The 21,432-nt window shown below is 69.2% G+C and carries 21 protein-coding genes, 1 tRNA gene and 1 other RNA gene; 9 read left to right on the top strand and 14 right to left on the bottom strand.

Going from position 1 to position 21,432, the window contains the following annotated elements; all coding sequences use genetic code 11:
- Positions 1 to 10: 10 nt before the first annotated feature.
- Both I1E95_RS03710 and I1E95_RS03705 read left to right on the top strand, forming a co-directional pair.
- Positions 11 to 1,222 (top strand): glycosyltransferase, encoded by a 1,212-nt coding sequence (locus I1E95_RS03710; protein WP_197165566.1) that lies wholly within the window; start codon positions 11 to 13, stop codon positions 1,220 to 1,222.
- 134 nt (positions 1,223 to 1,356) lie between these two features.
- Positions 1,357 to 2,025 carry a sugar transferase gene (locus I1E95_RS03705; RefSeq protein ID WP_197167075.1) on the top strand — a complete coding sequence of 223 codons (669 nt, stop codon included), beginning with the start codon at positions 1,357 to 1,359 and terminating at the stop codon, positions 2,023 to 2,025.
- Here I1E95_RS03705 and cbiB read toward each other — a convergent pair.
- The 6 genes from cbiB to I1E95_RS03675 all read right to left on the bottom strand — a co-directional run bounded on the left by cbiB (position 2,019) and on the right by I1E95_RS03675 (position 7,787).
- The gene (cbiB, locus tag I1E95_RS03700; RefSeq protein ID WP_370594573.1) at positions 2,019 to 3,095 is read right to left on the bottom strand and encodes an adenosylcobinamide-phosphate synthase CbiB; all 1,077 of its coding nucleotides are present in this window, start codon (positions 3,093 to 3,095) and stop codon (positions 2,019 to 2,021) included. The genes I1E95_RS03705 and cbiB overlap by 7 nt on opposite strands.
- A 5-nt stretch (positions 3,096 to 3,100) precedes the next feature.
- The gene (locus I1E95_RS03695) at positions 3,101 to 4,186 is read right to left on the bottom strand and encodes a hypothetical protein (RefSeq protein WP_231594838.1); all 1,086 of its coding nucleotides are present in this window, start codon (positions 4,184 to 4,186) and stop codon (positions 3,101 to 3,103) included.
- Positions 4,187 to 4,236: 50 nt separating this feature from the next.
- Positions 4,237 to 5,232: a ketol-acid reductoisomerase gene (ilvC, locus tag I1E95_RS03690; RefSeq protein WP_197165562.1), complete on the bottom strand. Its 996-nt coding sequence runs from the start codon at positions 5,230 to 5,232 to the stop codon at positions 4,237 to 4,239.
- Between the two features lie 50 nt (positions 5,233 to 5,282).
- The gene (locus tag I1E95_RS03685) at positions 5,283 to 5,885 is read right to left on the bottom strand and encodes an ATP-dependent Clp protease proteolytic subunit (RefSeq protein WP_006170202.1); all 603 of its coding nucleotides are present in this window, start codon (positions 5,883 to 5,885) and stop codon (positions 5,283 to 5,285) included.
- An 82-nt stretch (positions 5,886 to 5,967) separates the two neighbouring features.
- Positions 5,968 to 6,642 carry an ATP-dependent Clp protease proteolytic subunit gene (locus I1E95_RS03680; RefSeq protein WP_197165560.1) on the bottom strand — a complete coding sequence of 225 codons (675 nt, stop codon included), beginning with the start codon at positions 6,640 to 6,642 and terminating at the stop codon, positions 5,968 to 5,970.
- Between the two features lie 32 nt (positions 6,643 to 6,674).
- Positions 6,675 to 7,787 carry a PIN/TRAM domain-containing protein gene (locus I1E95_RS03675; protein ID WP_197167072.1) on the bottom strand — a complete coding sequence of 371 codons (1,113 nt, stop codon included), beginning with the start codon at positions 7,785 to 7,787 and terminating at the stop codon, positions 6,675 to 6,677.
- A gap of 139 nt (positions 7,788 to 7,926) precedes the next feature.
- Here I1E95_RS03675 and hemW point away from each other — a divergent pair, with 139 nt between their 5' ends.
- Positions 7,927 to 9,153 (top strand): radical SAM family heme chaperone HemW, encoded by a 1,227-nt coding sequence (gene hemW, locus I1E95_RS03670; protein ID WP_197165559.1) that lies wholly within the window; start codon positions 7,927 to 7,929, stop codon positions 9,151 to 9,153.
- On the opposite strand, the gene panB is transcribed toward hemW, so the two are convergent.
- Positions 9,050 to 9,892, bottom strand: a complete 843-nt coding sequence (gene panB, locus I1E95_RS03665) for a 3-methyl-2-oxobutanoate hydroxymethyltransferase (RefSeq protein WP_231594947.1) — start codon at positions 9,890 to 9,892, stop codon at positions 9,050 to 9,052. The genes hemW and panB overlap by 104 nt on opposite strands.
- Positions 9,893 to 9,938: 46 nt before the next feature.
- On the opposite strand from panB, the gene ffs reads away from it, so the two are divergent.
- Positions 9,939 to 10,035: signal recognition particle sRNA small type (gene ffs, locus I1E95_RS03660), an RNA gene on the top strand.
- 8 nt (positions 10,036 to 10,043) lie between these two features.
- Here the strand turns inward: ffs and ftsZ are convergent.
- The 5 genes from ftsZ to miaB all read right to left on the bottom strand — a co-directional run bounded on the left by ftsZ (position 10,044) and on the right by miaB (position 15,202).
- The gene (gene ftsZ / locus I1E95_RS03655) at positions 10,044 to 11,150 is read right to left on the bottom strand and encodes a cell division protein FtsZ (RefSeq protein WP_197165556.1); all 1,107 of its coding nucleotides are present in this window, start codon (positions 11,148 to 11,150) and stop codon (positions 10,044 to 10,046) included.
- Between the two features lie 213 nt (positions 11,151 to 11,363).
- Positions 11,364 to 12,203, bottom strand: a complete 840-nt coding sequence (locus tag I1E95_RS03650; RefSeq protein ID WP_197165554.1) for a cell division protein FtsQ/DivIB — start codon at positions 12,201 to 12,203, stop codon at positions 11,364 to 11,366.
- Complete coding sequence (locus tag I1E95_RS03645; RefSeq protein ID WP_197165553.1) at positions 12,200 to 12,610, bottom strand: hypothetical protein; 411 nt, start codon at positions 12,608 to 12,610, stop codon at positions 12,200 to 12,202. Before I1E95_RS03645 ends, I1E95_RS03650 begins: the two co-directional genes overlap by 4 nt.
- Positions 12,607 to 13,728 carry a D-alanine--D-alanine ligase family protein gene (locus tag I1E95_RS03640; RefSeq protein WP_197165551.1) on the bottom strand — a complete coding sequence of 374 codons (1,122 nt, stop codon included), beginning with the start codon at positions 13,726 to 13,728 and terminating at the stop codon, positions 12,607 to 12,609. Before I1E95_RS03640 ends, I1E95_RS03645 begins: the two co-directional genes overlap by 4 nt.
- Positions 13,729 to 13,777: 49 nt before the next feature.
- A complete protein-coding gene (gene miaB, locus I1E95_RS03635) occupies positions 13,778 to 15,202 on the bottom strand; it encodes a tRNA (N6-isopentenyl adenosine(37)-C2)-methylthiotransferase MiaB (protein ID WP_197165549.1) in 1,425 nt (474 codons plus the stop codon).
- A 34-nt stretch (positions 15,203 to 15,236) separates the two neighbouring features.
- On the opposite strand from miaB, the gene I1E95_RS03630 reads away from it, so the two are divergent.
- Positions 15,237 to 16,367: a dipeptide epimerase gene (locus I1E95_RS03630; protein WP_197165547.1), complete on the top strand. Its 1,131-nt coding sequence runs from the start codon at positions 15,237 to 15,239 to the stop codon at positions 16,365 to 16,367.
- Entirely contained in the window at positions 16,361 to 17,449 is a 1,089-nt protein-coding gene (locus I1E95_RS03625; RefSeq protein ID WP_197165545.1) for a DUF1611 domain-containing protein, read from the top strand. Before I1E95_RS03630 ends, I1E95_RS03625 begins: the two co-directional genes overlap by 7 nt.
- Here I1E95_RS03625 and I1E95_RS03620 read toward each other — a convergent pair.
- Positions 17,419 to 17,491, bottom strand: a tRNA-His gene (locus I1E95_RS03620). The two genes, I1E95_RS03625 and I1E95_RS03620, sit on opposite strands and share 31 nt — an antisense overlap.
- Positions 17,492 to 17,533: 42 nt before the next feature.
- Between I1E95_RS03620 and I1E95_RS03615 the strand changes: the two genes are divergently transcribed.
- From I1E95_RS03615 to I1E95_RS03605, 3 genes are read left to right on the top strand one after another with little or no spacing between them, the layout of a single operon-like run.
- Entirely contained in the window at positions 17,534 to 17,983 is a 450-nt protein-coding gene (locus tag I1E95_RS03615; RefSeq protein ID WP_231594837.1) for a DUF4359 domain-containing protein, read from the top strand.
- Entirely contained in the window at positions 17,977 to 19,299 is a 1,323-nt protein-coding gene (locus I1E95_RS03610) for an amidohydrolase family protein (protein ID WP_197165543.1), read from the top strand. The genes I1E95_RS03615 and I1E95_RS03610 overlap by 7 nt, the downstream gene beginning before the upstream one ends.
- 47 nt (positions 19,300 to 19,346) lie before the next feature.
- The gene (locus tag I1E95_RS03605; protein WP_231594836.1) at positions 19,347 to 20,819 is read left to right on the top strand and encodes an FAD-binding oxidoreductase; all 1,473 of its coding nucleotides are present in this window, start codon (positions 19,347 to 19,349) and stop codon (positions 20,817 to 20,819) included.
- A 5-nt stretch (positions 20,820 to 20,824) separates the two neighbouring features.
- Here the strand turns inward: I1E95_RS03605 and I1E95_RS03600 are convergent, their stop codons facing one another.
- A complete protein-coding gene (locus I1E95_RS03600; RefSeq protein WP_231594835.1) occupies positions 20,825 to 21,427 on the bottom strand; it encodes a pentapeptide repeat-containing protein in 603 nt (200 codons plus the stop codon).
- Between the last annotated feature and the right edge of the window lie 5 nt (positions 21,428 to 21,432).

Genomic DNA, 21,432 nt, shown 5'->3' with positions numbered 1-21,432 from the left:
CCGTGCCGGCATGTCAGGACTTCCCAGCCGGATCGCCCTCGTGCACGAGTGGTTCACGCCGCGCTCGGTCGGTGGGGCCGAACTGGTGGTGCAGCAGATCGATCGGCTTCTCGGCGAGGGCCGTCCCGCCGCCAGCCTCTTCGCTCTGGTGGATGGCGAGAGTGCCCGGCCGGGCAGCTGGCTGGAGGGCCGGCACATCCGGACGAGTTTCATCCAGCGCCTGCCCTGGGGGGTGAGCCATGTGCAGCAGTACCTGCCGTTGCTGCCGCTGGCGATCGAGCAGCTCGATCTCGGGGGCTATCCCCTGGTGCTCAGCAGCAACCACCTGGTGGCCAAGGGGGTGCTCACCGGCCCCGATCAGCTCCACATCAGTTATGTGCACACACCGGTCCGCTACGCCTGGGACCAGATGCAGGCCTACCTGGCCGGGTCTGCCATCGCCCGAGGCCCCCTGGGCCCCTGGGTGCGCTGGCAGCTGCATCAGCTGCGCCAGTGGGATGTGAGCAGCAGCACACGGGTCGACCATCTGCTGGCCAACTCGCGCTTCACGGCACGGCGGATCTGGCGCTGCTGGCGCCGCTTCAGCCAGGTGCTGCATCCGCCTGTGGCGGTCGACCGTTTTCGCTGGGACCTGCCCCGGGGCGACTTCTACCTGAGCCTTTGCCGCCTGGTGCCCTACAAGCGGGTGGATCTGGTGATCGAGGCCTGCAATCGCCTGGGCCTGCCCCTGCTGGTGGTGGGCGACGGGCCGGAGCGGGCCCGCCTGCAGGCCCTGGCCGGCCCCACCGTGACGCTGCTGGGGGCCTGTTCCGCCGAGCGGGTGACTCATCTGATGGGCCGCTGCCGGGCCTACCTCTACGCCGGTCTGGAGGATTTCGGCATCGCCCCTGTGGAGGCCATGGCCGCGGGTGCTCCTGTGATCGGCCTCGGCCAGGGGGGGCTGCTCGACACGGTCCGCTGCCTGACCGCCGAGGCCCCCCATCCCACCGGCCTTCTGTTCGAGCAGCAGACCGCCACGGCCCTGGTTCAGGCGCTGGAGCATTTCGAGCAGGGACAGTTGTGGCACTGCCTGCCCGCGGAGCGCCAGCGCCAGTGGGCCGAGCGTTTCTCGCCGGAGCGCTTCCGCCAGCGGCTGCAGGCGGTTCTGGAGCGCCGCTGGCAGGGGCATCAGCAGCGACTGCGGCGCTGTGCCTCTGGGGTGAGTGACCGCGAGAGCTGGTGAGTTGACCAATCGATTTTTAGAGTTCGCTCACCTTGGGGGCGTTGATGTCCGGAACGTTGCTCAGCGCCTGTGAGGCCGCCGGCTCCGTTGCCCGGCCTCTGCACTTGGTCCCCCCGCTCGTGGTCGCTGATTCGATGATCACCGCGGTGCCCACGGCCGAGCAGCTGATCCAGGCGCAGTCGAAGCGATCCCGCGTGCTCAAGCGCAGCGGCGACATCGTGTTCTCCCTGGCGGTGCTGGCCCTGGGCAGTCCCCTGCTGCTGCTGCTGGCGGTGCTGGTGAAACTGAGCTCGCCCGGGCCGGTCTTCTACGTGCAGCGTCGGATCGGCCGCGGCTACAAGGGCTTCGGTTGCATCAAGTTCCGCACGATGCGCAAGGATGCCGACCGCATCCTCAAGACCCTGCTGGAGCAGTCGCCTGAACTCAAGGCGGAATTCAAGAAGGACTTCAAGCTCAAGGCCGACCCGCGCATCACCCCGATCGGTGGATTCCTGCGGCGCTCCAGCCTCGACGAGCTGCCCCAGTTCATCAATGTGCTCAAGGGCCAGATGAGCGTGGTCGGCCCGCGGCCGATCGTCTGGGACGAACTGGACCGCTACGGCCGTCAGATGGATGAGGTGCTTGCGGTGCGACCGGGCCTCACCGGGCTCTGGCAGGTGTCGGGGCGCAACAACCTCAGCTACGACGCCCGTGTCCGGCTCGATGTCAGCTACGTGCGCCGCCGCACGGTCCTGCTGGATCTGGCGATCATCCTGCGCACGGTGGGAGTGATCCTCTACCCGCGAGATCGCGGTGCCTACTGAACCTGACTCAGACTGAGCAGCAGGGGCAGAGTCAGGGCCAGCCAGAGGGCCTCGAGCCGGGCGGTCAACCTCAGAATCCGGGCGATGGCGGCGGGATCGGCTGATGGGTACCCCCGGCCGAGGATCGGTTTGGCCCTGGCCACTCCGCCGTAGTGGTTCACGCCGCCCAGCTGAACCCCGGCCGCCAGGGCGAAGGCCGCCATCGACACCCCGGCGTTGGGGGATGGATCGGCTCGCCCCTGGCGCAGGGCCTCCCTCCCCAGGCGAAGACTCTCACCGACTCTGCCGGCCGCAGCCGGCAGGCTGAACGCCACCAGTCGGGCAGGCAGCCAGGTGAGCAGGTCATCGAGCCGGGCCCCGGCGGTGCCAAGCCAGCGCAGGCGGCCCCGCCTGTAGCCGAGCATCGAATCCAGAGTGCTGGCGGCCTTGTACATCCAGGCCAGGCTCAGGGGGCCAGGAACACCATCAGCGACCCCCAGGGCCGACCAGAGCCCGGCGCCGGTCAGCATCCAGAACAATGGGCCGAAGAGGCCATCGACGGCGTTCTCCGCGGCGGTTTCGGCCACTCCGCGCATCACCTCCTCCCGGCTGAGCCCCTGCACATCCCGGCCCACGATCAGGGCCAGCTGCCGGCGCCCCGCTTCCAGCCCGGCCTCCTCCTCGTCGGCCTCTGGACACGGCGGGGCGCTGATCGGTGCCAGGACGGCCCTCACGGCCGTCTCGAGGCTGCCGGCGGCCAGGGCGCTGGCCAGAGCCACCATCAGCACGGGCAAGCCGAGCCAGGCCAGCGGGGACGGCATGGGGAGAGCTGGAGCGGAGCCAAGCGCCAGCCGTTCCAGGCTCCAGCCGGCCAGGCCACTGACGCTCACCACCAGGGCGGTGAGCGCCATCCCCACCAGGCGCAGCCGGAGGGGATGATCTCCGGCCCAGCGCTCCCCGGGGGCGCGCAGCCGCTGGATCGCCCAGCCCATTGCCTGAACGGGATGGGGCCAGCTGATCGGATCACCCACCAGGCGATCCAGGGCGCCGGCCAGCAGCAGCAGCAGCCAGAGCTGGAGCGAGGCCGCCACGCTGATCACTGCCGTCGCGGCGACAGCAGCAGGGCCGCCGCCAGGAACAGGCCGATCTGCACGGGCAGGGCCACGGACAGCCCGAGCAGCTGCGCCATCAGGCCCATGGCCAGGCTGCCAAGCAGGCCGCCGATGGCCCCGGAGCGCGCCAGGATCTGCCAGCGCAGGGGCTCATCGCCCAGCTGAGACAGGCCCCTGACCTGGGCCAGGTCGCTGGCCTGAGCCAGCCCGCCCAGGGGGAGGAAAATCAGCAGGGACCCCCAGCCCGGCAGCCAGCGGGTCGCGATCAGCACCAGGGCCATGGCCAGGAAGCGGAACGCTCCTTCCCGGCGTGTCCCCACCAGTGACCGGGCAGCCGGCCACCAACCCAGTCCCCAGGTCCCGCCCAGGCTGCGTCCCAGGCCATAGGCGGTCAGCACTAGGCCGAAATCCAGGCAGGTGCCGGCTTCCACCTGGCGCACCCACAGCGGCAGCAGTCCGAAAAGTCCGCCGAACAGCATCCCCTGCAGGCAGCAGCGCCAGCTGAACGTCAACGGCGCCGACGCGGTGCCTGCGTCCGGTGCCTGGTCGCCCCGGGCGACACCCCCGGCCTGACGGGCCAGGGGCAGCACCGGCAGCAGCAGCAGCAGGGCCTGGCTGAACTGGAGCAGGGCACGGCCAATCGGGAACAACAGCGCCGTGAGCCCATGGCCGAGCAGGGAACCCAGTTCCCCGGCCCGCCTCAGCTGACCCATCGGCAGCTGGTGCCTCGCCAGCAGGGTCCTCTGCAGGGGCAGGTCGGTCATCCGCGTTCCCAGCGCGACGGCCAGCACCGAGGCCATGGCCAGCAGCACGGGACTGGAGGTTCCGGCTGCCGGGGAGCCAACGGCCGAGCTGGTGCTCACCCCCAGGCCCAGCAACAGGAGCACCGCCACCAGCTGGAGCATCACCCCGGCCAGGGGACGGCGGATCAGGGGCAGCAGCGCCGGCAGGGTGACCAGGCCCGGCAGCAGGCTGTTCACCAGGGGGGAGGCGCTCAGTCCGCTCACCATCCAGGCTGCTGACGCCAGGGTGAGACTTGTGCTGGCCTGGGCACTACCCCAGGCCAGCACAGGCAGATTCAGCCTGTACCGCAGGTCTGAGCCACCGGGGAGATCCCGCTTCAGGAGGCCTTCAGCCAGCTGAACATGGACCGCAGGCCAACGCCCACCTGCTCGACCGGATGGGCTGCGTCGCGGTGGCGAGCCTTGATCATCTCCGGCTTGCCGGCCTCGCATTCGGCCACGAAGTTGCGGGCGAAGGTGCCGTCCTGGATGTCGGCAAGGATGCGCTTCATCTCGGCCTTGGTGTCGGCGGTGATCAGACGCGGACCGCTTACGTAATCGCCGTACTCAGCTGTGTTGGAGATCGAATCGCGCATGGCGGTGAGGCCGCCCTTCACCATCAGATCCACGATCAGCTTCACTTCATGCAGGCATTCGAAGTAGGCGAGTTCGGGCTGGTAACCCGCATCCACCAGGGTTTCGAAGCCAGCCTTCACCAGCTCGCTGAGGCCGCCGCAGAGCACGGCCTGCTCACCGAAGAGGTCGGTCTCGGTTTCCTCCTTGAAGTTGGTTTCCAGGATGCCGGCGCGGGTGCCCCCGATGGCCTTGGCATAGGCCATGGCCAGGTCGCGGGCCTTGCCGCTGGCATCCTGATGGATGGCGAACAGGGCAGGCACCCCCTGGCCGTTCTGGTATTCCCAGCGCACGGTGTGGCCAGGTCCCTTGGGGGCGATCATCACCACATCGACGTCGGCGGGGGGCTGAATCAGCCCGAAGCGGATGTTGAAGCCATGGGCGAAGCTGAGGACCTTGCCGGGCTTGAGATGCGGCGCGATTTCAGCGTCGTAGACGGCCTTCTGGGTTTCATCGGGCAGAAGCACCATGATCCAGTCGGCGCGCTCGGCCGCCTCGGCCACGCTCATCACTTCGAGGCCATCGGCCCTGGCCTTCTCCGCCGAGCGGCTGCCTTCGTAGAGGCCCACCACCACATTCACGCCGCTGTCCTTGAGGTTCAGGGCATGGGCGTGGCCCTGGGAGCCGTAGCCGATGATGGCCACCGTCTTGCCGTCGAGCAGGCTCAGATCGGCGTCGGAGTCGTAGAAGAGCTGGGCCATCCGGCGAATCGGGCAGGGCAAACAGCGACTTTAGGGTCGCGCCTGGCCGCTCAGGCTTCACTCGGGTGGGAGATCACCCGGTCGATCAGGCCGTAGTCCTTGGCCTCGGCCGCACTGAGGAAGTAGTCGCGGTCGGTGTCCTTGGTGACCTTCTCGAGGCTCTGACCGCACATGTCGGCCAGGCTCTGGTTGAGCATGTCCTTGATCCGCAGGATCTCGCGGGCCTCGATCTCGATGTCGCTGGCCTGACGCTGGCTGGTGCCACCCAGGGGCTGGTGGATCATGATCCGGGCGTGCGGCAGAGCCAGACGCTTGCCCTTGGTGCCCGCCGCCAGCAGGAAGGCACCCATGCTGGCGGCGAGGCCCACGCAGATGGTCACCACGTCCGATTTGACGTACTGGATCGTGTCGTAGATCGCCAGCCCGGCGGTGACCGATCCACCCGGGGAATTGATGTAGAGGTAGATCGGCTTGCTGCTGTCCTCGGAATCCAGGTACAGCATCTGGGCCACCAGGCTGTTGGCGATGCCGTCATTGACCTCCTGGCCAAGGAAGAGGATCCGCTCCACGCCGAGGCGGGTGTAGATGTCGACCCAGCGCTCGTACTGGCTGCCGGGCAGGCGATAGGGAACGCTGGGGGTGCCGATGGGCATGGCGGTGGGTTCGGAACGGGGTGGTGACGGGGTGACGGACGAGCGGGGGCCGGCTCAGATCAGCGAGTTCAGCGGTCCAGGGTCAGACCGAGCCGGCCAGGGGGACCGGCAGCGGCTTCTGGCTGGTGAGGATCCGGTCGATCAGGCCGTATTCCAGGGCCTCCCGCGGCGTGAGGTAGGTCATGCGGTCGGAATCCTTCGAGAGCTGCTCGACGCTGCGGCCGGTGTTGTGGGAGAGCATCTCCAGCATCACGTGCTTGTTGTGCAGCACTTCCTGGGCGCGGATCTGGATGTCGCTGGCCTGGCCGCGGGCACCCGAGCGTGGCTGGTGCAGAACGATCGAGGCGTGGGGCAGGGCGGCCCGGTGGCCCTTGGCGCCGGCCGAGAGAATCATCGCGGCGGTGCCCATGGCCTGGCCGATGCAGATGGTGTGCACCGGCGGCTTCACGTAGCGGATGGTGTCGCAGATGGCGAAAGCCTCGGTTTCAAAGCCGATGGCATCCCCGGAGTACCAGCTGGTGCCGGTGGAGTTGATGTAGAAGAAGATCGGCTTCTCGGGATTGTCGAACTCGAGATAGAGAAGCTGGGCAATGATCAGCTGGGTCACATCGATCCCCATCTGACGCTTGGCGTCGTCATCGGAGAAGAGGGGCAGGCCGAGGTAGACGATCCGCTCCTTCAGCAGCAGCGACGGCAGATCGGGCGGCGGTGTGCGCATCACGGCGGAATCGCCGTAGTAAGGGGCCGACACCGACATCTGAAAACGCTCTACAGGGCCTGGATGGGAGCCTAGCGGGGGCCCGTCGGCTGCTGGACCGTGGCGGGCTGTTTCGGGCCATCCTGGTCACAGCGGGCGAAGACCATGCGTCCGGCTGGGGTCTGCAGGGCTCCGGTCACCGTCACGGGCAGGCGCTGGCCGATGCGCGCCCGGGCGGATTCCACCACCACCATCGTGCCGTCCTCCAGGTAGCCAACCCCCTGGTTGGCCTCCTTGCCCTCGCGCACGATCTTGAGCTGCAGGGCGTCGCCTGGCTGCACTTCGGGCCGCAGGGCGATCACCAGGGCGCTCAGGTTCATCACTCGGAGATCCTGCACCTCGGCCACCTTGGCCAGGTTGTAGTCGGCGGTGAGCAGGGTGCCGCCGGTGTCGGCGGTCAGCTTGAGCAGCTTGTCGTCGGCGCCGTTGCCCTCGTAGCGGGTGCTGTTCACCACCAGGCGGCGGCCGTAGGTCTCGCGCAGGGCGGCCAGCAGGTTGAGACCGCGCCTGCCCTTGCCCCGCTTCTCGGCATTGCCCGAGTCGGCCAGCTGCTGCAGTTCATCGATCACGGCCTGGGCCACGATCACCTGACCCTCCAGCAGGCCCGAATCCAGCAGACCACGGATGCGTCCGTCGATGATCACGCTGGTGTCGAGGATCTTGGCGGTGGCTGGCTGCAGGACCCCATCGGCCACGAGCAGAGCCTCGGTGCTGGCAGGGTTGAACAGCCGCAGCAGCGTGCGCCCGTGCACCTCGGCGAGGTTGTACCCCAGGACCCCGAAGAACACGTTGCTCAGCACCGCCGCCAGCGGCTTCACGAAAATCACCTCCCAGGGCAGGGGAAGCAGCAGGATCGGGGCCAGCAGCAGGTTGGCCACCAGCAGGCCCAGGATCAGCCCCACGGCGCGGCTCACCAGGAGGTCGGTGGGCATCGAGCGCACCTGGCGCATCAGACGGCGCCGCAGCAGCTGAAAGAAGAATCCGGCCAGCAGCCCGAAGAAGGCCCCGAAGCCTCCCAGCACCCAGCGCAGGCCCTCGAGGTTCGTCACCTCGATCAGCAGGTTCTCCGGCAGCAGATCCACCCCCAGCCAGCCGGTGGCTGCGCCGGAGATCAGGAACAGCAGCAGGATGAGCGGGTCCACCATGTGCCTGTTGTGGCTGCCCAGGGCCAGAACCCGCAGCATGGCTGATCCCGCCCCGTTTGACCGGGAAAGGTATCCGTACATTTGCCTATGGACATGTGGCGAATCCTGAAGGCGACCGCGCCCAACCCCATTCCAGGTCTTGAACGCACCCCGCGCCGCCTACCTCCACATCCCCTTCTGCCACCGCCGCTGCTTCTACTGCGACTTCGCGGTGGTGCCCCTGGGGGACAAGGCCGACGGTGCCCATTCCGCCTCGATCGCCGCCTACCTGCCACTGCTGCAGGCTGAGATCGCCGTTTCTGAGAACCCGGCCCCTCTCTCCACCGTCTACATCGGTGGCGGCACCCCGTCGCTGCTGACCCCCGAGCAGATGGGGAAGCTCCTGGATGGCCTGCGCCAGCGCTTCGGCTTCTCCCCTGGAGCTGAGATCACCCTGGAGATGGATCCGGCCAGCTTCGACCGCCCGAGGCTGGAGGGGATGCTGGCGCTGGGCATCAACCGGGTGAGCCTGGGGGGGCAGAGCTTCGATGACGCCGTGCTGGAGCGTCTCGGCCGCCGCCATCGCCGTCAGCATCTGCTCCAGGCCGCCGGCTGGCTGAGCCGGGCCCAGGCCGCCGGCGACCTGGTCAGCTGGAGTCTGGATCTGATTCAGGGTCTCCCCGAGCAGGATCTGCCCCACTGGCGGCAGCAGCTGCAGCAGGCCCTCGAGCTGGGGCCTCCCCATCTTTCCGTCTACGACCTGATCGTGGAGCCGGGCACCGTGTTCGAGCGCCTGCAGAAGCGCGGAGAGCTGCCCCTGCCGGATCCGGATCTGGGGGCCGACCTGATGGACCTCACCGGCGAGCTGCTGCGGAGCGCCGGCTTCGGCCGCTACGAGATCTCCAACTACGCCCTGCCCGGGCACGCGTCCCGCCACAACCGCGTTTACTGGAGTGGGGCCGGCTGGTGGGGTTTCGGACTGGGGGCCACGTCGGCTCCCTACGGCCAGCGTCAGGCCAGGCCCCGCACCCGGGAGGCCTATGCCGCCTGGCTGCAGACCAGGTCGGCCGTCCCGGCGGCGGGGCAGCCGCCGTTCGATGAGTGGCTGATGGTGGGTCTGCGCCGACGCGAAGGGGTAAACCTGGAGCGGCTTGCCCAGGCAGCGGGCCTGAGTGAGGCTGATCGCGCATCGCTGCACGGCTGGATGGCCCCCTGGCGCGAGCGGGGGCTGCTGCTGGTGGAGGGCCGACGCTGGCGTCTGGCGGATCCGCAGGGACTGGCCCTCAGCAATGCGGTGCTGAGGGAGCTGCTGGCCTGGTGGGACGCCCATCAGCCTGCCGAGACGCCGCCGGTCCCGGAGGTGTCGCCGATTGCAGCCAGCCCCTGAGGGCCTCCACGCAGAGCTGGCGCCCGGCCAGCAGTGGCGTACTGAAGGGAGGTTGGCTCGGGGTCAGGCCCAGCAGATCCGCGGTGACCCGCACCTGGCCGTCGCAGTCGTCGCCGGCGCCGATTCCGATCACCGGAATGGCCAGCTGCCGGCGCAGGCTGCCGGCCAGATCCGCCGGCACGTGCTCCAGCACCAGGGCGAAGCAGCCGGCGGCCTCCAGATTCAGGGCCTGGCGCCTCAGGCGCTCCTGGCTGATCGGATCCCTGGCCTGGCGGCGGTAACCCAGCCTGTGCACCGACTGGGGGGTCAGACCGAGGTGGCCCATCACCGGGATCCCGCTGCGCACCAGCCGGTCGACCACAGCCACGGTTTCCGGTTCCCCTCCCTCCAGCTTCACGGCCGCCGCAGCGCTTTCCTTGAGCACCCGGCCGGCGGCGGCCACCGCCTGATCACCGCCGCACTGATAGCTCAGGAAGGGCAGATCGCAGATCAGCAGCGGTTGCTGCCCCTCGGGCCGGCGCAGACCCCGGGCCACGGCCTGGGTGTGGCCGATCATCTCCGTCAGGGTCACCGGCAGGGTGGTGGCATGGCCGAGCACCACCATCGCCAGGGAATCGCCCACCAGCACCACTTCGGCTCCGGCCTCCTCCACCAGCGCCGCCGAGAGCGCATCCCAGGCGGTCAGCATCAGGATCGGCCGACCCTCCTGCTTGCGGGCCACGAGATCACCGGGTCGCAGGGGCACGGGCAGGAACCTCCAGAGCTTCCATTGCTACCATCAACCCGACTCGGACCCACGCGGCCCGGACGCCCAAATCTGGTCAGGACCGGAAGGGAGCAGCCACACGGGATGCTCCGGGCAGGCGTGGACTCCGGGTCACCCCCTTGAATCAGCTGTCGCTGGAGCGGCTCTGGCGGTTGAGCAGGAACGGTGGAATCTTGGCGCCGCGCTGGTCGGCCTCGGCTTCGGTGTGGGTGAGTTCCGGGCTCGTGGCGAACGTCGCGCGGGGTCGCTCGGTGCGGTAGGAGCTGCCTGCCTCGAAGCCGGTGGCGATCACCGTCACGTGGATCTCGCCCTCGAGCTTCTCGTCGACGACCGCGCCCACGATGATGTTGGCGTCGGGATCGACCACGTCGTAGATCACTTCAGAGGCCGTGGTCATGTCCTCGAGGGTCATGTCCTTGCCGCCACTGATGTTGATCACGCAGCCCTTCGCTCCATCGATCCGGGCTGCTTCGAGCAGGGGGCTGCTGATGGCGGCCTGGGCGGCCTCCACGGCCCGTGAGCGTCCGGAGCCCACGCCGATACCGAGAAGGGCCGTGCCCGCCAGGGTCATGACCGAGCGCACATCCGCGAAGTCGACGTTGACCAGTCCAGGCCGGGTGATGATGTCGCTGATGCCCTTGACGCCCTGACGTAGCACATCGTCGGCGGCTCGGAACGCCTCCTGCAGGGGCGCGCCGGAGATGGCGTCCCGCAGGCGGTCGTTGGGGATCACGATCAGGGTGTCGACGTGCTCCGCCAGGCGGGCGATCCCCTCCTCCGCCTGCTTCATGCGCTTGCGGCCCTCGAAGCCGAAGGGCTTGGTGACGATGCCCACGGTGAGGGCCCCGCATTCCTTGGCGACTTCGGCCAGGATGGGCGCAGCGCCGGTGCCGGTACCGCCACCCATGCCGGCAGCGATGAACACCAGGTCGGCCCCCTCCAGAGCTTCCTGAAGCTCGTTGCGGGATTCCTCGGCGGCCTTCTGACCGATCATGGGGTTGCCGCCAGCCCCGAGACCCCGGGTGAGCTTCTGGCCGAGCTGCACCCGCCGCTGGGCAGCTGACTGCAGCAAGGCCTGGGCGTCGGTGTTGAGTACCCGGTAGCCGACTCCATCGAGATCGGAGGCGATCATCCGGTTGACGGCATTGCTGCCGCCACCGCCAACACCGATCACTTCGATCCTGGCGCTCTGGCTGGGAACAATGCCGTTACTGGAGGGCGAGGAGGTCAAAGGGGTTCCGAGTAAGGCTTCTGGTGGGATGGTGTGCTGGTGTGCGATGGGGTGGTCGCCCGGGGAACCGTTCACACTCATCTCGGGAAGCATTATGTCGGCGGCGGACTGGAAAAATCCTGTGCGATGCGGCAACTTTGCGTGAAATGCGTATTCTCGCAATGGGCCTGTGCGGGTTTGCGAGCCATTGGCGAGTCTGCGGTCTGAACGGCATCAATCCACTCCGTTCCCGGCCTGTTTCGGATTGCCGGAACCGACGGCTGGAGCTGGCAGCCCCAGCTCGGGTTGGTCCGGGTCGCTGAGGTCGATCGAGCGCACCCCCTGGCCCTGGACTCGCTTCGGCAATTCCCCGGACAGATAGCGCAACACATCGAGGCGGCGGGCGAGATCGCCGTCAGCTCCGCCGAGCTTCACCTCCCCGAGGCTGCCGGTGGTCAGCCAGATGGTGCCATCGGGCTCGAAGCGGATGGTCCTGAGTGGGCTGCCCAGGTCATTGCGGCGGCTGATCAGCTTCACGATCGTGGGCTTGAAGCGAGCCTGCCATCCCTGCACCAGGACCGCCGTTTCGGGCTGGCTGCCGCTGGATCCCATGGCCTGCTGGCTGCTGCTGATCCAGTTGCCCAGGCGGTCGACATAGCCCTGCTCATTCCCTTTGGCTGTGCGGCGCTCCGCCCGAGCCACCACCTGGCGGTCCACCAGCTCGATGCGCAGCCGGGGCGGAAGGATCAGACGCTGCACCGTCACCTGCTCCACGGGCAGGGCGTCCAGCAGTTCCGCGCGCAGCAGCCTGGGATCGAGAGTCAGCAGGGGCATGGGAAAGCGAAGCTCGGCCGCGGCGATCGCCTGCTCACGGCTGACGCGTTCGCTGCCGCTCACGTCCACCTGGGATGGGCTGCTCAGGGTCCAGCCCTGACGCAGAAGTCCGTAACCAAGGCCCGCGGCGGCCGCGGAGAAGACCACTAGCCGCCAGAAGTTGCGCAGGCGCTCCTGACGGCGCTGCAGCCTCAGCTGTCGCCGTCGTTCAACACCTGGCGCCTGGGGTGCGGGGCTCACAGCTCACAACGGGAACGGGCCATCAGTTCGTCCATCCAGCGCCGGGCACGATCGGCATCGGAGAACGGCACATCCTTCTGCTGGCCATCACCCACCAGCCTCACCCGGCAACTGCCCTGACTTTCGTCGGTGAGGGGAGCGTCACCCGATCCCAGGGACATCAGCTCCAGCAATTCCAGCTTGCTGATGACGAAGGATCCCTGGGGTTTGAGCACCCCGGCTTCGAAGGTGCTCCAGGTCAGGACTCCATCAGCGAGCCGTGCCGCTCCGCAGCCATCGAGCTTCGCGAGTTCCGAGCCCGCCGCCCAGTCACGGAACAGCCGTTGACGGCGCCGCTCGAGCCAGCCGAGGGCCGTGAGCAACACGAAGACCACCAGCAGGGGCAGCCAGACCAAGCCGTGACTCATTCCGCCGGGTCCTCTCGAGATGATCCACCGTCCCATTCTCCCGCGCTCTCCACCAGCTGGTGCACGAGATCCACCAGGGGTACGCCGCTGGCTGCCCAGAGCATCGGATACATGCTCTGGCTGGTGAAGCCGGGCAGGGTGTTGATCTCGTTCAGCCAGAGCCGCTGCGCGGTCTCGTCGTAGAAGAAATCCACCCGGGCCAGCCCCTCAGCCGCCACGGCGGCGCAGGCCTGCAGAGCCATGCTGCGCACGCTCTCGCTCACGGGCTCGGGCAGCTCTGCGGGAATCACCGTGGAGCTCAGCCCTGCGGTGTACTTCGTCTCGTAGTCGTACCAGTCGGCGGAGAAGCGGATCTCCCCCACCACCGAAGCCTGCAGGCCGCCCCGGCCTCCCATGCCCTGGCCGAGTACGGCGCACTCCAGTTCCCTGGCCGTGACCCCCTGCTCCACCACCAGCCGCGGATCCAGGGCAGCGGCCAGTTTCAGCCCCTGCAGCAGAGCGTTGCGGTCGCTGGCCTTGCTGATGCCCACCGAGGAGCCCATGTTGGCCGGCTTGACGAAGCAGGGGTAACCCAGATCGCGCTCCAGCCGCCCGAGAAGCCCTTCAGGGTCACGGCGGAGGTCAGCCGCCTGGACGGCCGCGTAGGGCACCTGGGGCAGGCCTGCGGCGGCGAACGCGGCTTTCATGGCCTGTTTGTCCATACCCAGGGCCGAGCCGAGCACGCCCGAGCCCACGAAGGGCACCTGCATCAGTGCGAACAGACCCTGGATGGTGCCATCCTCACCATTGGGCCCGTGCAGCACCGGAAACCACACGTCCACCTCAGCAGCCCCCGGGGGAAGGCCCCGGAAGCCCGGACCCGTCAGCGAAGGATCTGCAGCCGTCCCGATCAGCTGCCCATCAGGCGGTGGCTCGCCGCTGGAGAGCACGGCCTCCGCCAGTTCGGGCCCCCACCAGCGGCCGTCACGATCGATGTAGAACGGCCGAACCCGGTAGCGAACAAGGTTCTCCCCCCCCCTGAGGCCGCCCACCACGGTGATGGCCGAGCGGATCGAGACGGCGTGCTCGTCGGAAGCCCCCCCGAACACCAGGCCGACGCAGCGGGGGGGGCTGGGCATGGGGTCGGCTGGATCCGGATCGGCGCCAAACGTATCAGCGCCCCGCGTCTCAGCCCACCGCCACCCCGGTGAGGGAGAAGGCACGCACCTCCTCGATCCGCACATTCACCAGATCACCCGGCTGAATGACGGCGCCGTCGCGCTCCCCGTGGCCGGGGGATGGGGCGCGGTCCGGGAAGAAGGTCAGCCGGTTGGTGCGGGTGCGGCCCATGCGCTGAGCGGGGTCCCGGGGGTTGGTGCCCTCCACCAGCACCTGCTCGATGCGTCCCCGGTAGCGCTCGCTGCGTTGCCGTGCGGTGCGCTCCACCAGGGCATTGAGCTCCTGCAGCCGCTCCACCTTCACGGCCTCCGGCAGTTGACCGGGCCAGTCGGCGGCGGGAGTGTTGGGTCTGGGCGAGTAGGCGGCGGTGTTCACCTGGTCGAAGCCGATCGCCTCGATCAAGGCCAGGGTGCGGCGGTACTGGGCGTCGGTTTCGCCGGGGAAGGCCACGATCACATCGGCGCTGATCGCCGCATCGGGCATGCGCTCCCGGATCCGCTCGAGGATCCGGCGGTAGCGCTCCACCGTGTAGCCGCGTGCCATCGCCTTCAGCACGTCGTCATCACCGCTCTGGAAAGGGATGTGGAAGTGATCACAGAGCTTGGGCAGCTCAGCGCAGGCGTCGATCAGACGCTCGGTGAAGTAGCGGGGATGGGAGGTGGCGAAGCGGATCCGCTCGATCCCCTCCACGTCGTGGACATGGTGGAGCAGGTCGGTGAGCGTGTGCTCGCGGCGGCCTTCCGGGGTGATGCCGGGCAGGTCGCGGCCATAGGCATCGATGTTCTGGCCCAGAAGGGTGATCTCCTTGAAGCCCCGCTCCGCAAGCCCCTCCATCTCCAGGCGGATGGCCCCCGGGCTGCGGCTCTGTTCCCTGCCGCGCACCGAGGGCACCACGCAGTAGGTGCAGCGCTCGTTGCAGCCGTAGATCACATTCACCCAGGCGCACACCTGGGAATCGCGGCGGGCGGTGGTGATGTCCTCGAGGATGTGATGCTCGCCGGTGGCCACCACCTGCTGGCCGCTGGCCACCTGCTCCAGCAGAGTGCCCAGCCTGTTGGCGTGCTGGGGGCCCATCACCAGGTCGAGTTCCGGCACCCGCCTCAGCAGCGACTCGCCCTCCTGCTGGGCCACGCAGCCGGCCACCACCAGCGTGAGGTGGGGGTTGCTGCGCTTGCGCTGGGCCTGACGGCCCAGGTAGCTGTACACCTTCTGCTCGGCGTTGTCGCGGATCGTGCAGGTGTTGTAGAGCACCAGATCGGCACTGTGCTCATCGCTCCCGGGGTGATAGCCCATGCCTTCGAGGATTCCGGCCATGCGCTCGGAATCGGCCTTGTTCATCTGGCAGCCGAAGGTGGTGATCCAGTAGCTGCCGGGCTGTGCGGTCCCGGGTCGTGCCGCTGCTGTGGCACTCGCTGTTGTGGTGGTCACGCTCATCGCACAAGTTTCGACCATGGCCGAAACTTGTGCGATGCAGGCAGGCCTTCGCTGGATCACGCTCACCAAGGCGGTGCCCCTGGCGATCAGCCGGGGCACCACGGCTTCGGTGCGGCGGCTGGTGGTCGAGCTGGCGCACGAGGGGCTGGTGGGGCGTGGCGAAGCCGGGGGGTTCGACACTGGTCAGCGGGCCTACGCCACCGAAACGGTCGCCGCTGAACTGGAGGCCCTGCTGGCACGCTTCGCTTCCGCCGAAGGGCGGAGTCTCAGCGCGGAACTACCGGCCTTTCAGGCGCTCGAGCCCTGGCTGGCCCCCCTGTCGCCACCGGCCCGCTGCGCCATCGACCTGGCTCTGCATGACTGGTGGGGCCAGAAGCTGGGTCAGCCCCTCTGGCGTCTCTGGGGCCTGGATCGGGCCGCCTGCAGCCCCACCAGCGTCACCCTCGGCCTGGCTGGGGTTGAGCAGGTGCTGGCCCGGCTGGATCTCTGGCAGGACCGCCTGGGCTGCTGGCCCAGGCGGCTGAAGCTGAAGCTGGGCAGCCCTGATGGCCCGGATCACGACCGGGCCCTGGTGCTGGCGGTGGTGCAGAGGTTGCAGGAACGGGCCGGTGCCGCCGGCAGGGTCAGTGAGCTGCAGGTGGATGCCAACGGCGGCTGGGATCTGGCCACGGCCCAGCAGCTGATTCCCTGGCTGGCGGAGCAGGGGGTGGTGCTGGTGGAACAGCCGCTGCCCGCCCAGCTCGACCCCGACGCCGACACGGCCGGCTTCGCGGCCCTCGATCTGAGCTGCCCGATTCCCCTGGTGGCCGATGAGAGCTGCTGGACTCTGGCCGACCTGCTGCGCCTGGCCCCCCATGTCGATGGGGTGAACATCAAGCTCCTCAAGAGCGGCGGGCTCAGTGAGGCGCTGCTGATGGCCCGCACCGCCCGCAGCCTCGGGCTCGAGCTGATGCTGGGCTGCTACTCCGACAGCGCCCTGCTCAATGGAGCGGCCTCCCAGTTGCTGCCGCTGGTGCGCTGGCCCGACCTCGACAGCCATCTGAACCTGATCGATGACCCCTTCGAAGGCCCGGAGCTCCGGGCGGACCTCCTGCTGCCCTCCATCCATCCTGGGCTGGGGGTGATCGAGGTCGACGGCCCCAGGTCGGCGAGTGACCCGTGCTGAGCGCCGATGCGCCCGTGGTGCTGCTGCTCCACGGCGGCCTGGACAACCTGTCGGGCAAGACGGGCCTGGCGATGTTGCGCTACCGGCAGGGTCCGGTGGTGGCCGTGGTGGATCCGGCCCATGCGGGCGCTGAACTCGAGCCCATCACCGGCATCTCCCGGCGGGTGCCGATCGTGGCCGATCTCAACGCCGCGCTGGCTTACCGGCCGGAGGTGGCGGTGGTGGGGCTGGCTCCGTCCGGCGGGCAGCTGCCTCCGGAGCTGAAGGCCGATCTGGCGGCGGCGCTGCGAGCCGGGCTGCACCTGGCCAGCGGTCTGCACACCCCCCTGGCCTCGGATCCGGAGCTGGCCGCCCTGCGGGGTGCCGGGCAGTGGATCTGGGATCTGCGCCAGGAGCCCCCAGGTCTGGAGGTGGCTGCGGCCCGGGCGGCGGCGCTGCCTGCCGGGCGCGTTCTGGCGGTCGGCACCGACATGGCCGTGGGCAAGATGAGCGCCTGCCTGGAGCTCACCTCGGCCGCCAGACGCGCCGGGCTGGATGCCCGTTTCGTCGGCACCGGCCAGGCCGGCATCCTGATCAGCGGCAGAGGGGTCCCCCTGGATGCGGTCCGCGTCGATTACGCCGCCGGCGCGGTGGAGCGGGTCCTGCTGGAGGTGGCTTCAGAGCCGGCCTGCACCGAAGAGAGCCTGCTGTTCGTGGAGGGCCAGGGCTCCCTCTGCCACCCCGGCTCCTCGGCCACCCTGCCGCTGATCCGGGGCTGCCAGCCCACGGCACTGGTTTTGGTCCACCGGGCCGGCCAGAGCCATGTGAACAAGCACCCCCAGGTCGGCATCCCGCCTCTGAAGGACCTGATCGATGTCCTGGAGGGACTGGCGGCTCTGGGCCGGCCCGCGGGACCCCAACCCCGGGTGAGGGTCGTGGCGCTGAACACCGCCGGATTGTCCGAGACCAGCGCTGCCAGGGCCTGTGCGGCCATCAGTGATGAACTGGGCCTTGCCTGCACCGACCCGGTGAGAAATGAACCAGCAGCCGATCGGCTGCTGGCCTCGTTGAGGGCGAGCGAGGGGACTCGAACCCCCGAATAGCGGCGCCACAAGCCGCTGCCTTAACCACTTGGCGACGCCCGCCGTGGTCTTTGCCAATGTATCAAGCAGCCCTGCACCCTGACCTTGCGGCCCGCCACTTCCCCTTGCTACGCCCGCTGGTGCACGGCTCTGGCCCTGGGCGGTGGGGTCACCGGGGTCGCCCTCGCCTTCACCAACCCTGGGCTGGAGGAGTTCGAGAGCTTCGCCGGTGACCATCTGGCTGAACTGGCGGTGGAGGAGGTCTGCGTCAATCGCCTGCCGATGCCGCTGAAGCTGGCGATCCAGAACTGTCCTGACCTGATCCGCAGCCAGAACCGGGTCCTCGGAGAGCTGGCCCGTCGCAACACCCGGCGGCAGAACTTCGGACTGTTCAGCCTCTACCGCACCCAGATCGGAGGCCCCTCGGTGCTGCCGTTTCTCGAACTCCCTCTCTACAGGGTGCTCACCGTGGCGGTTGCCGGGCACTTCAGGATCCTGAAAACCTCCAGCGACAACGACTCTGACAGTGCCAGCGCCGACCGTGCACCGTGGTGAGCGCGGCTGAGTCCCTGCCGCCGCTGCTGCTGCCGCGCGCCCTGATCGACCCCCGGCGGCTCGACCTGCCCCCTGCGGATGCGAGCGGCCTGGTGGCCGTGCGTCTGAGCCATCAGCATGGACGGATCACGGCGATCGAGACTCACCAGCGGCGTGACGGGGACCTGCTGCCGCTGGCGCTCACACCACTGGTGGAGCCCCATGCCCACCTCGACAAGGCCTTCAGCTGGGAGCGCCACCCGAACCCGGCGGGCACGATGCAGGGGGCCCTGGCCGCCAACCAGGCTGAGCACCAGGACCGCACTCTCGAGCAGGTGCTGGAGCGGGGTGAGCGTGCCCTGGAGCAGGCCTGGCGCTATGGGCTGAGGGCTGTGCGCAGCCACATCGACAGCCTCGGCCCAGGCGCCGAGCCGGGATGGGAGGGGCTGCTGCAGCTGCAACGCCGCTGGGCGCCGCGGCTGGAGCTGCAGCTGGTGGCCCTGGTGCCGGTGCGCCACTGGGACTCGGCGGCGGGCGAGGCCCTGGCCCGGCGGCTCGTCAGCCGTGGTCCGAGGGGATCGGTGCTGCTGGGTGGGGTTCTGGGGGCTCCCCTGGCCTCCGGCCGTGGCGATGGCGAAGGGCTGCTGGCCCTGCTGCGGCTGGCCGACAGCCTCGGTGCCCCAGTGGATCTCCACGTCGACGAGAGCGGCGAGGGGGGGGGAGCGGGGGTGGCCCTGGTGGCCAGTCTGGTGCGGCGGCATCGCATCGGTGTGCCGGTCACCTGCAGCCACAGCTGCTCGATGTCGCAGTTGAAGGCTCCCCGCCTGAGCCGGCTCGCCGATGCCATGGCGGACGCCTCCCTGGCGGTGGTGGCCTTGCCCCCCACGAACCTCTGGCTGCTGGGACATCACGCTGGAGACACCCCGGCCACCCGGCCCCTGGCCCCGATCCGCCAGCTGCAGCGCGCCGGTGTCACGGTGGCGGTGGGGGGTGACAACGTTCAGGACCCCTGGTATCCGGGAGGGGATTTCGATCCGTTGGAACTGCTCCGCTTCTCCCTCCCGGCGGCCCACCTGGCCCCCTGGCAGCGGCAGGGGCTGGCTCCCTTCACCACCGCCGCCTCGCGGTTGATGGGTCTGGAGTGGGATGGGGTGCTGCGCTCCGGGGCGCCAGCCGATCTGGTGGTGCTCGCCGCCGGCAGCTGGAGTGAGTTGCTGGCCCGCGCTCCCCAGCGCCGGGTGCTGCGCGCAGGCGAGTGGCTGCCTCTGCCGTCGCCGCCGGCGCTGGCGGCACGGCTGGAGGCGATGGCCGCGTCCTGGCCCGGCCCGGCTGAGTAGAACGGAAGCAGGCGCCAGCTCCGCCTGCCGTTCGCTGCCCCCGCTCCTTGTCCTTCGATCCAGACACCCGTCCCCCTGCCCTGGCTGTGGCCACCCAGCTGCCGAGCGGTCTGCCGGCGCCCGCCAAGGACTCCCAGCTCGAGGCTCTGGTGGCCGAGCTGACAGCCGTGGCCGCCGCAGATCCCTCAGCCGCCGCCAACGCCGGCAAAGGTCTGGTCGTGATCCGCAGCGGGCCTGAGCTGGAGCGACTCTCCAGGGATTTCTTCGGCTACTCCCCGGTGCTGACGCCGCTGCTGCAGGACAGGCTGGCCCAGCTGGTGGTCAGGGCCAGCTGTAGCGAGCAGGTGCGGCTGGTGGCGGGAGCCTGTGCCCGTCATGGGGTGCCGCTCACGCTGCGGGGAAGCGGCACCGGGAACTACGGCCAGTGTGTCCCTCTGGCGGGGGGAGTGGTGCTCGACCTCAGCGGCCTCAACCAGCTGCGGCAGCTGGATCCCCTCAGCGGGGTGATGACCGCCGAGGCGGGATGCCTGCTGGCCGACCTGGACCAGCGGCTGGCCCCCCATGGTCGGGAGTTGCGTCTCACCCCGAGCACTCGCCGCAGCGCCAGCCTGGGGGGGTTCATCGCTGGAGGTTCAGGCGGCATCGGCTCGGTGCGCTGGGGCTTCCTGCGGGACCCGGGTCATCTGCTGGGGCTGGAAGTGGTGACGGTGGAGCCAGAGCCCCGGCTGCTGCAGCTCGATGCCAGCGCCAGTGCACCCCTCAACCACGCCTACGGCAGCAACGGCATCCTCACCGCCGTGACCCTGGCCACAGCCGCGGCGGTGCCCTGGCAACAGGTGGTGATCGATTTCCGCAGCTGGACTGCAGCGGTGGCGGCGATTCGCACCCTGCCGGCCACCGCCCTTCTGCTCAATGGCCTCTGCCTTCTGGAGGAGGCGGTGGCCGCGCGTCTGCCCTCTCCGGGGGGCCATGGCCCCGCCATCTGTCCACCGGCGGATGGGCATCGACTGCTGCTGCTGGCGGCCCCGGACGCCCTGCCGGCCCTGGAGCCGCTGCTGGCGGCCATGGGCGGGAGGCTGGTCTGGCAGGCGCCGGAGCAGGGCAGCCGTGGCGTGCCCCTGCGCGAGCTCTGCTGGAACCACACCACCCTGCACATGCGGGCCCATGACCCCGGTTGGACCTATCTGCAGATGCTCCTGCCCCAACCGGAGGCTCCGGCCCTCGCCGCCCTCAAGCATCGCTGGGGCGATGATCTGCTCTGGCACCTCGAGGCCGTGCGTCAGCAGGGCTGCCAGCGCCTGGCAGCCCTGCCGCTGGTGCGCTGGCGTGGCAGGGAGGCGCTGCTGGAGCTGATGGAGCAGGCTCGGCAGCTGGGAGCCTTCCTGTTCAACCCCCACGTGCTCACGGTGGAGGATGGGGGCCTGGGAGTGATCGACGCCGACCAGGTGGCGGCCAAACACGCCTACGACCCGGCGGGTCTGCTCAACCCCGGCAAATTGCGGGGCTGGGGTGAACGCTGAAGGGCCTAGGGGCAGTCGAGGCTGAGGCGGGTGCTCACGCCCGTGGTGGGATTGGTTCCCTGAGCCCGGAGGCAGAGGGCGCGCTGATCGGAGCGATCCAGCAGGGCCTCGCTGAAGTCGGCGCCATCGATCACCGCGCCGCTGAAGCTGCTCCCGGCGGCGATCACACCCCGCAGCAGGGCTCCGCTCAGGTCGGTGCCGCTGAAGTCGGTCCGGTCCATCAGGGCATCGGAGAGGTCGGCGCCGCTGAAATCGGAACGCAGGAACGAGGCCTGCGTCAGGATTGATCCGTGCAGATCCGCGCCGCTGAAATCGGCATCCCGGGCCATCACCCCGGCGAAGGAGGTGTTGGCCAGCTGCTGGCCGCTGAAGTCCTTGCCGTCCTGGTTGGTGAGGGTGTAATCGACCCTGTCCTGGAACAGGGCGCGATCCTGCAGGCCCACCCCTGCGCTGGTGTCGAGGGCGAAGGCTGCTGGGCAGCAGGGACTGCCCAGCAGCGAGACCGCCAGCAGGGTCAGCAGCACGACGGTCAGGGCTCCGGGCCAGCCGCGACGCTGGTTCTGGTCGTGCCCCTCCTGCGGCTGGATCGGAGGTGTGGCAGGGGTCATGGCAC

The sequence above is a fragment of the Synechococcus sp. CBW1107 genome (assembly GCF_015841355.1).
Taxonomy (GTDB): domain Bacteria; phylum Cyanobacteriota; class Cyanobacteriia; order PCC-6307; family Cyanobiaceae; genus Regnicoccus_A.
The sequence above is the reverse complement of the archived record's forward strand: the minus strand, read 5'-3'. Positions and strand labels throughout refer to the sequence as shown.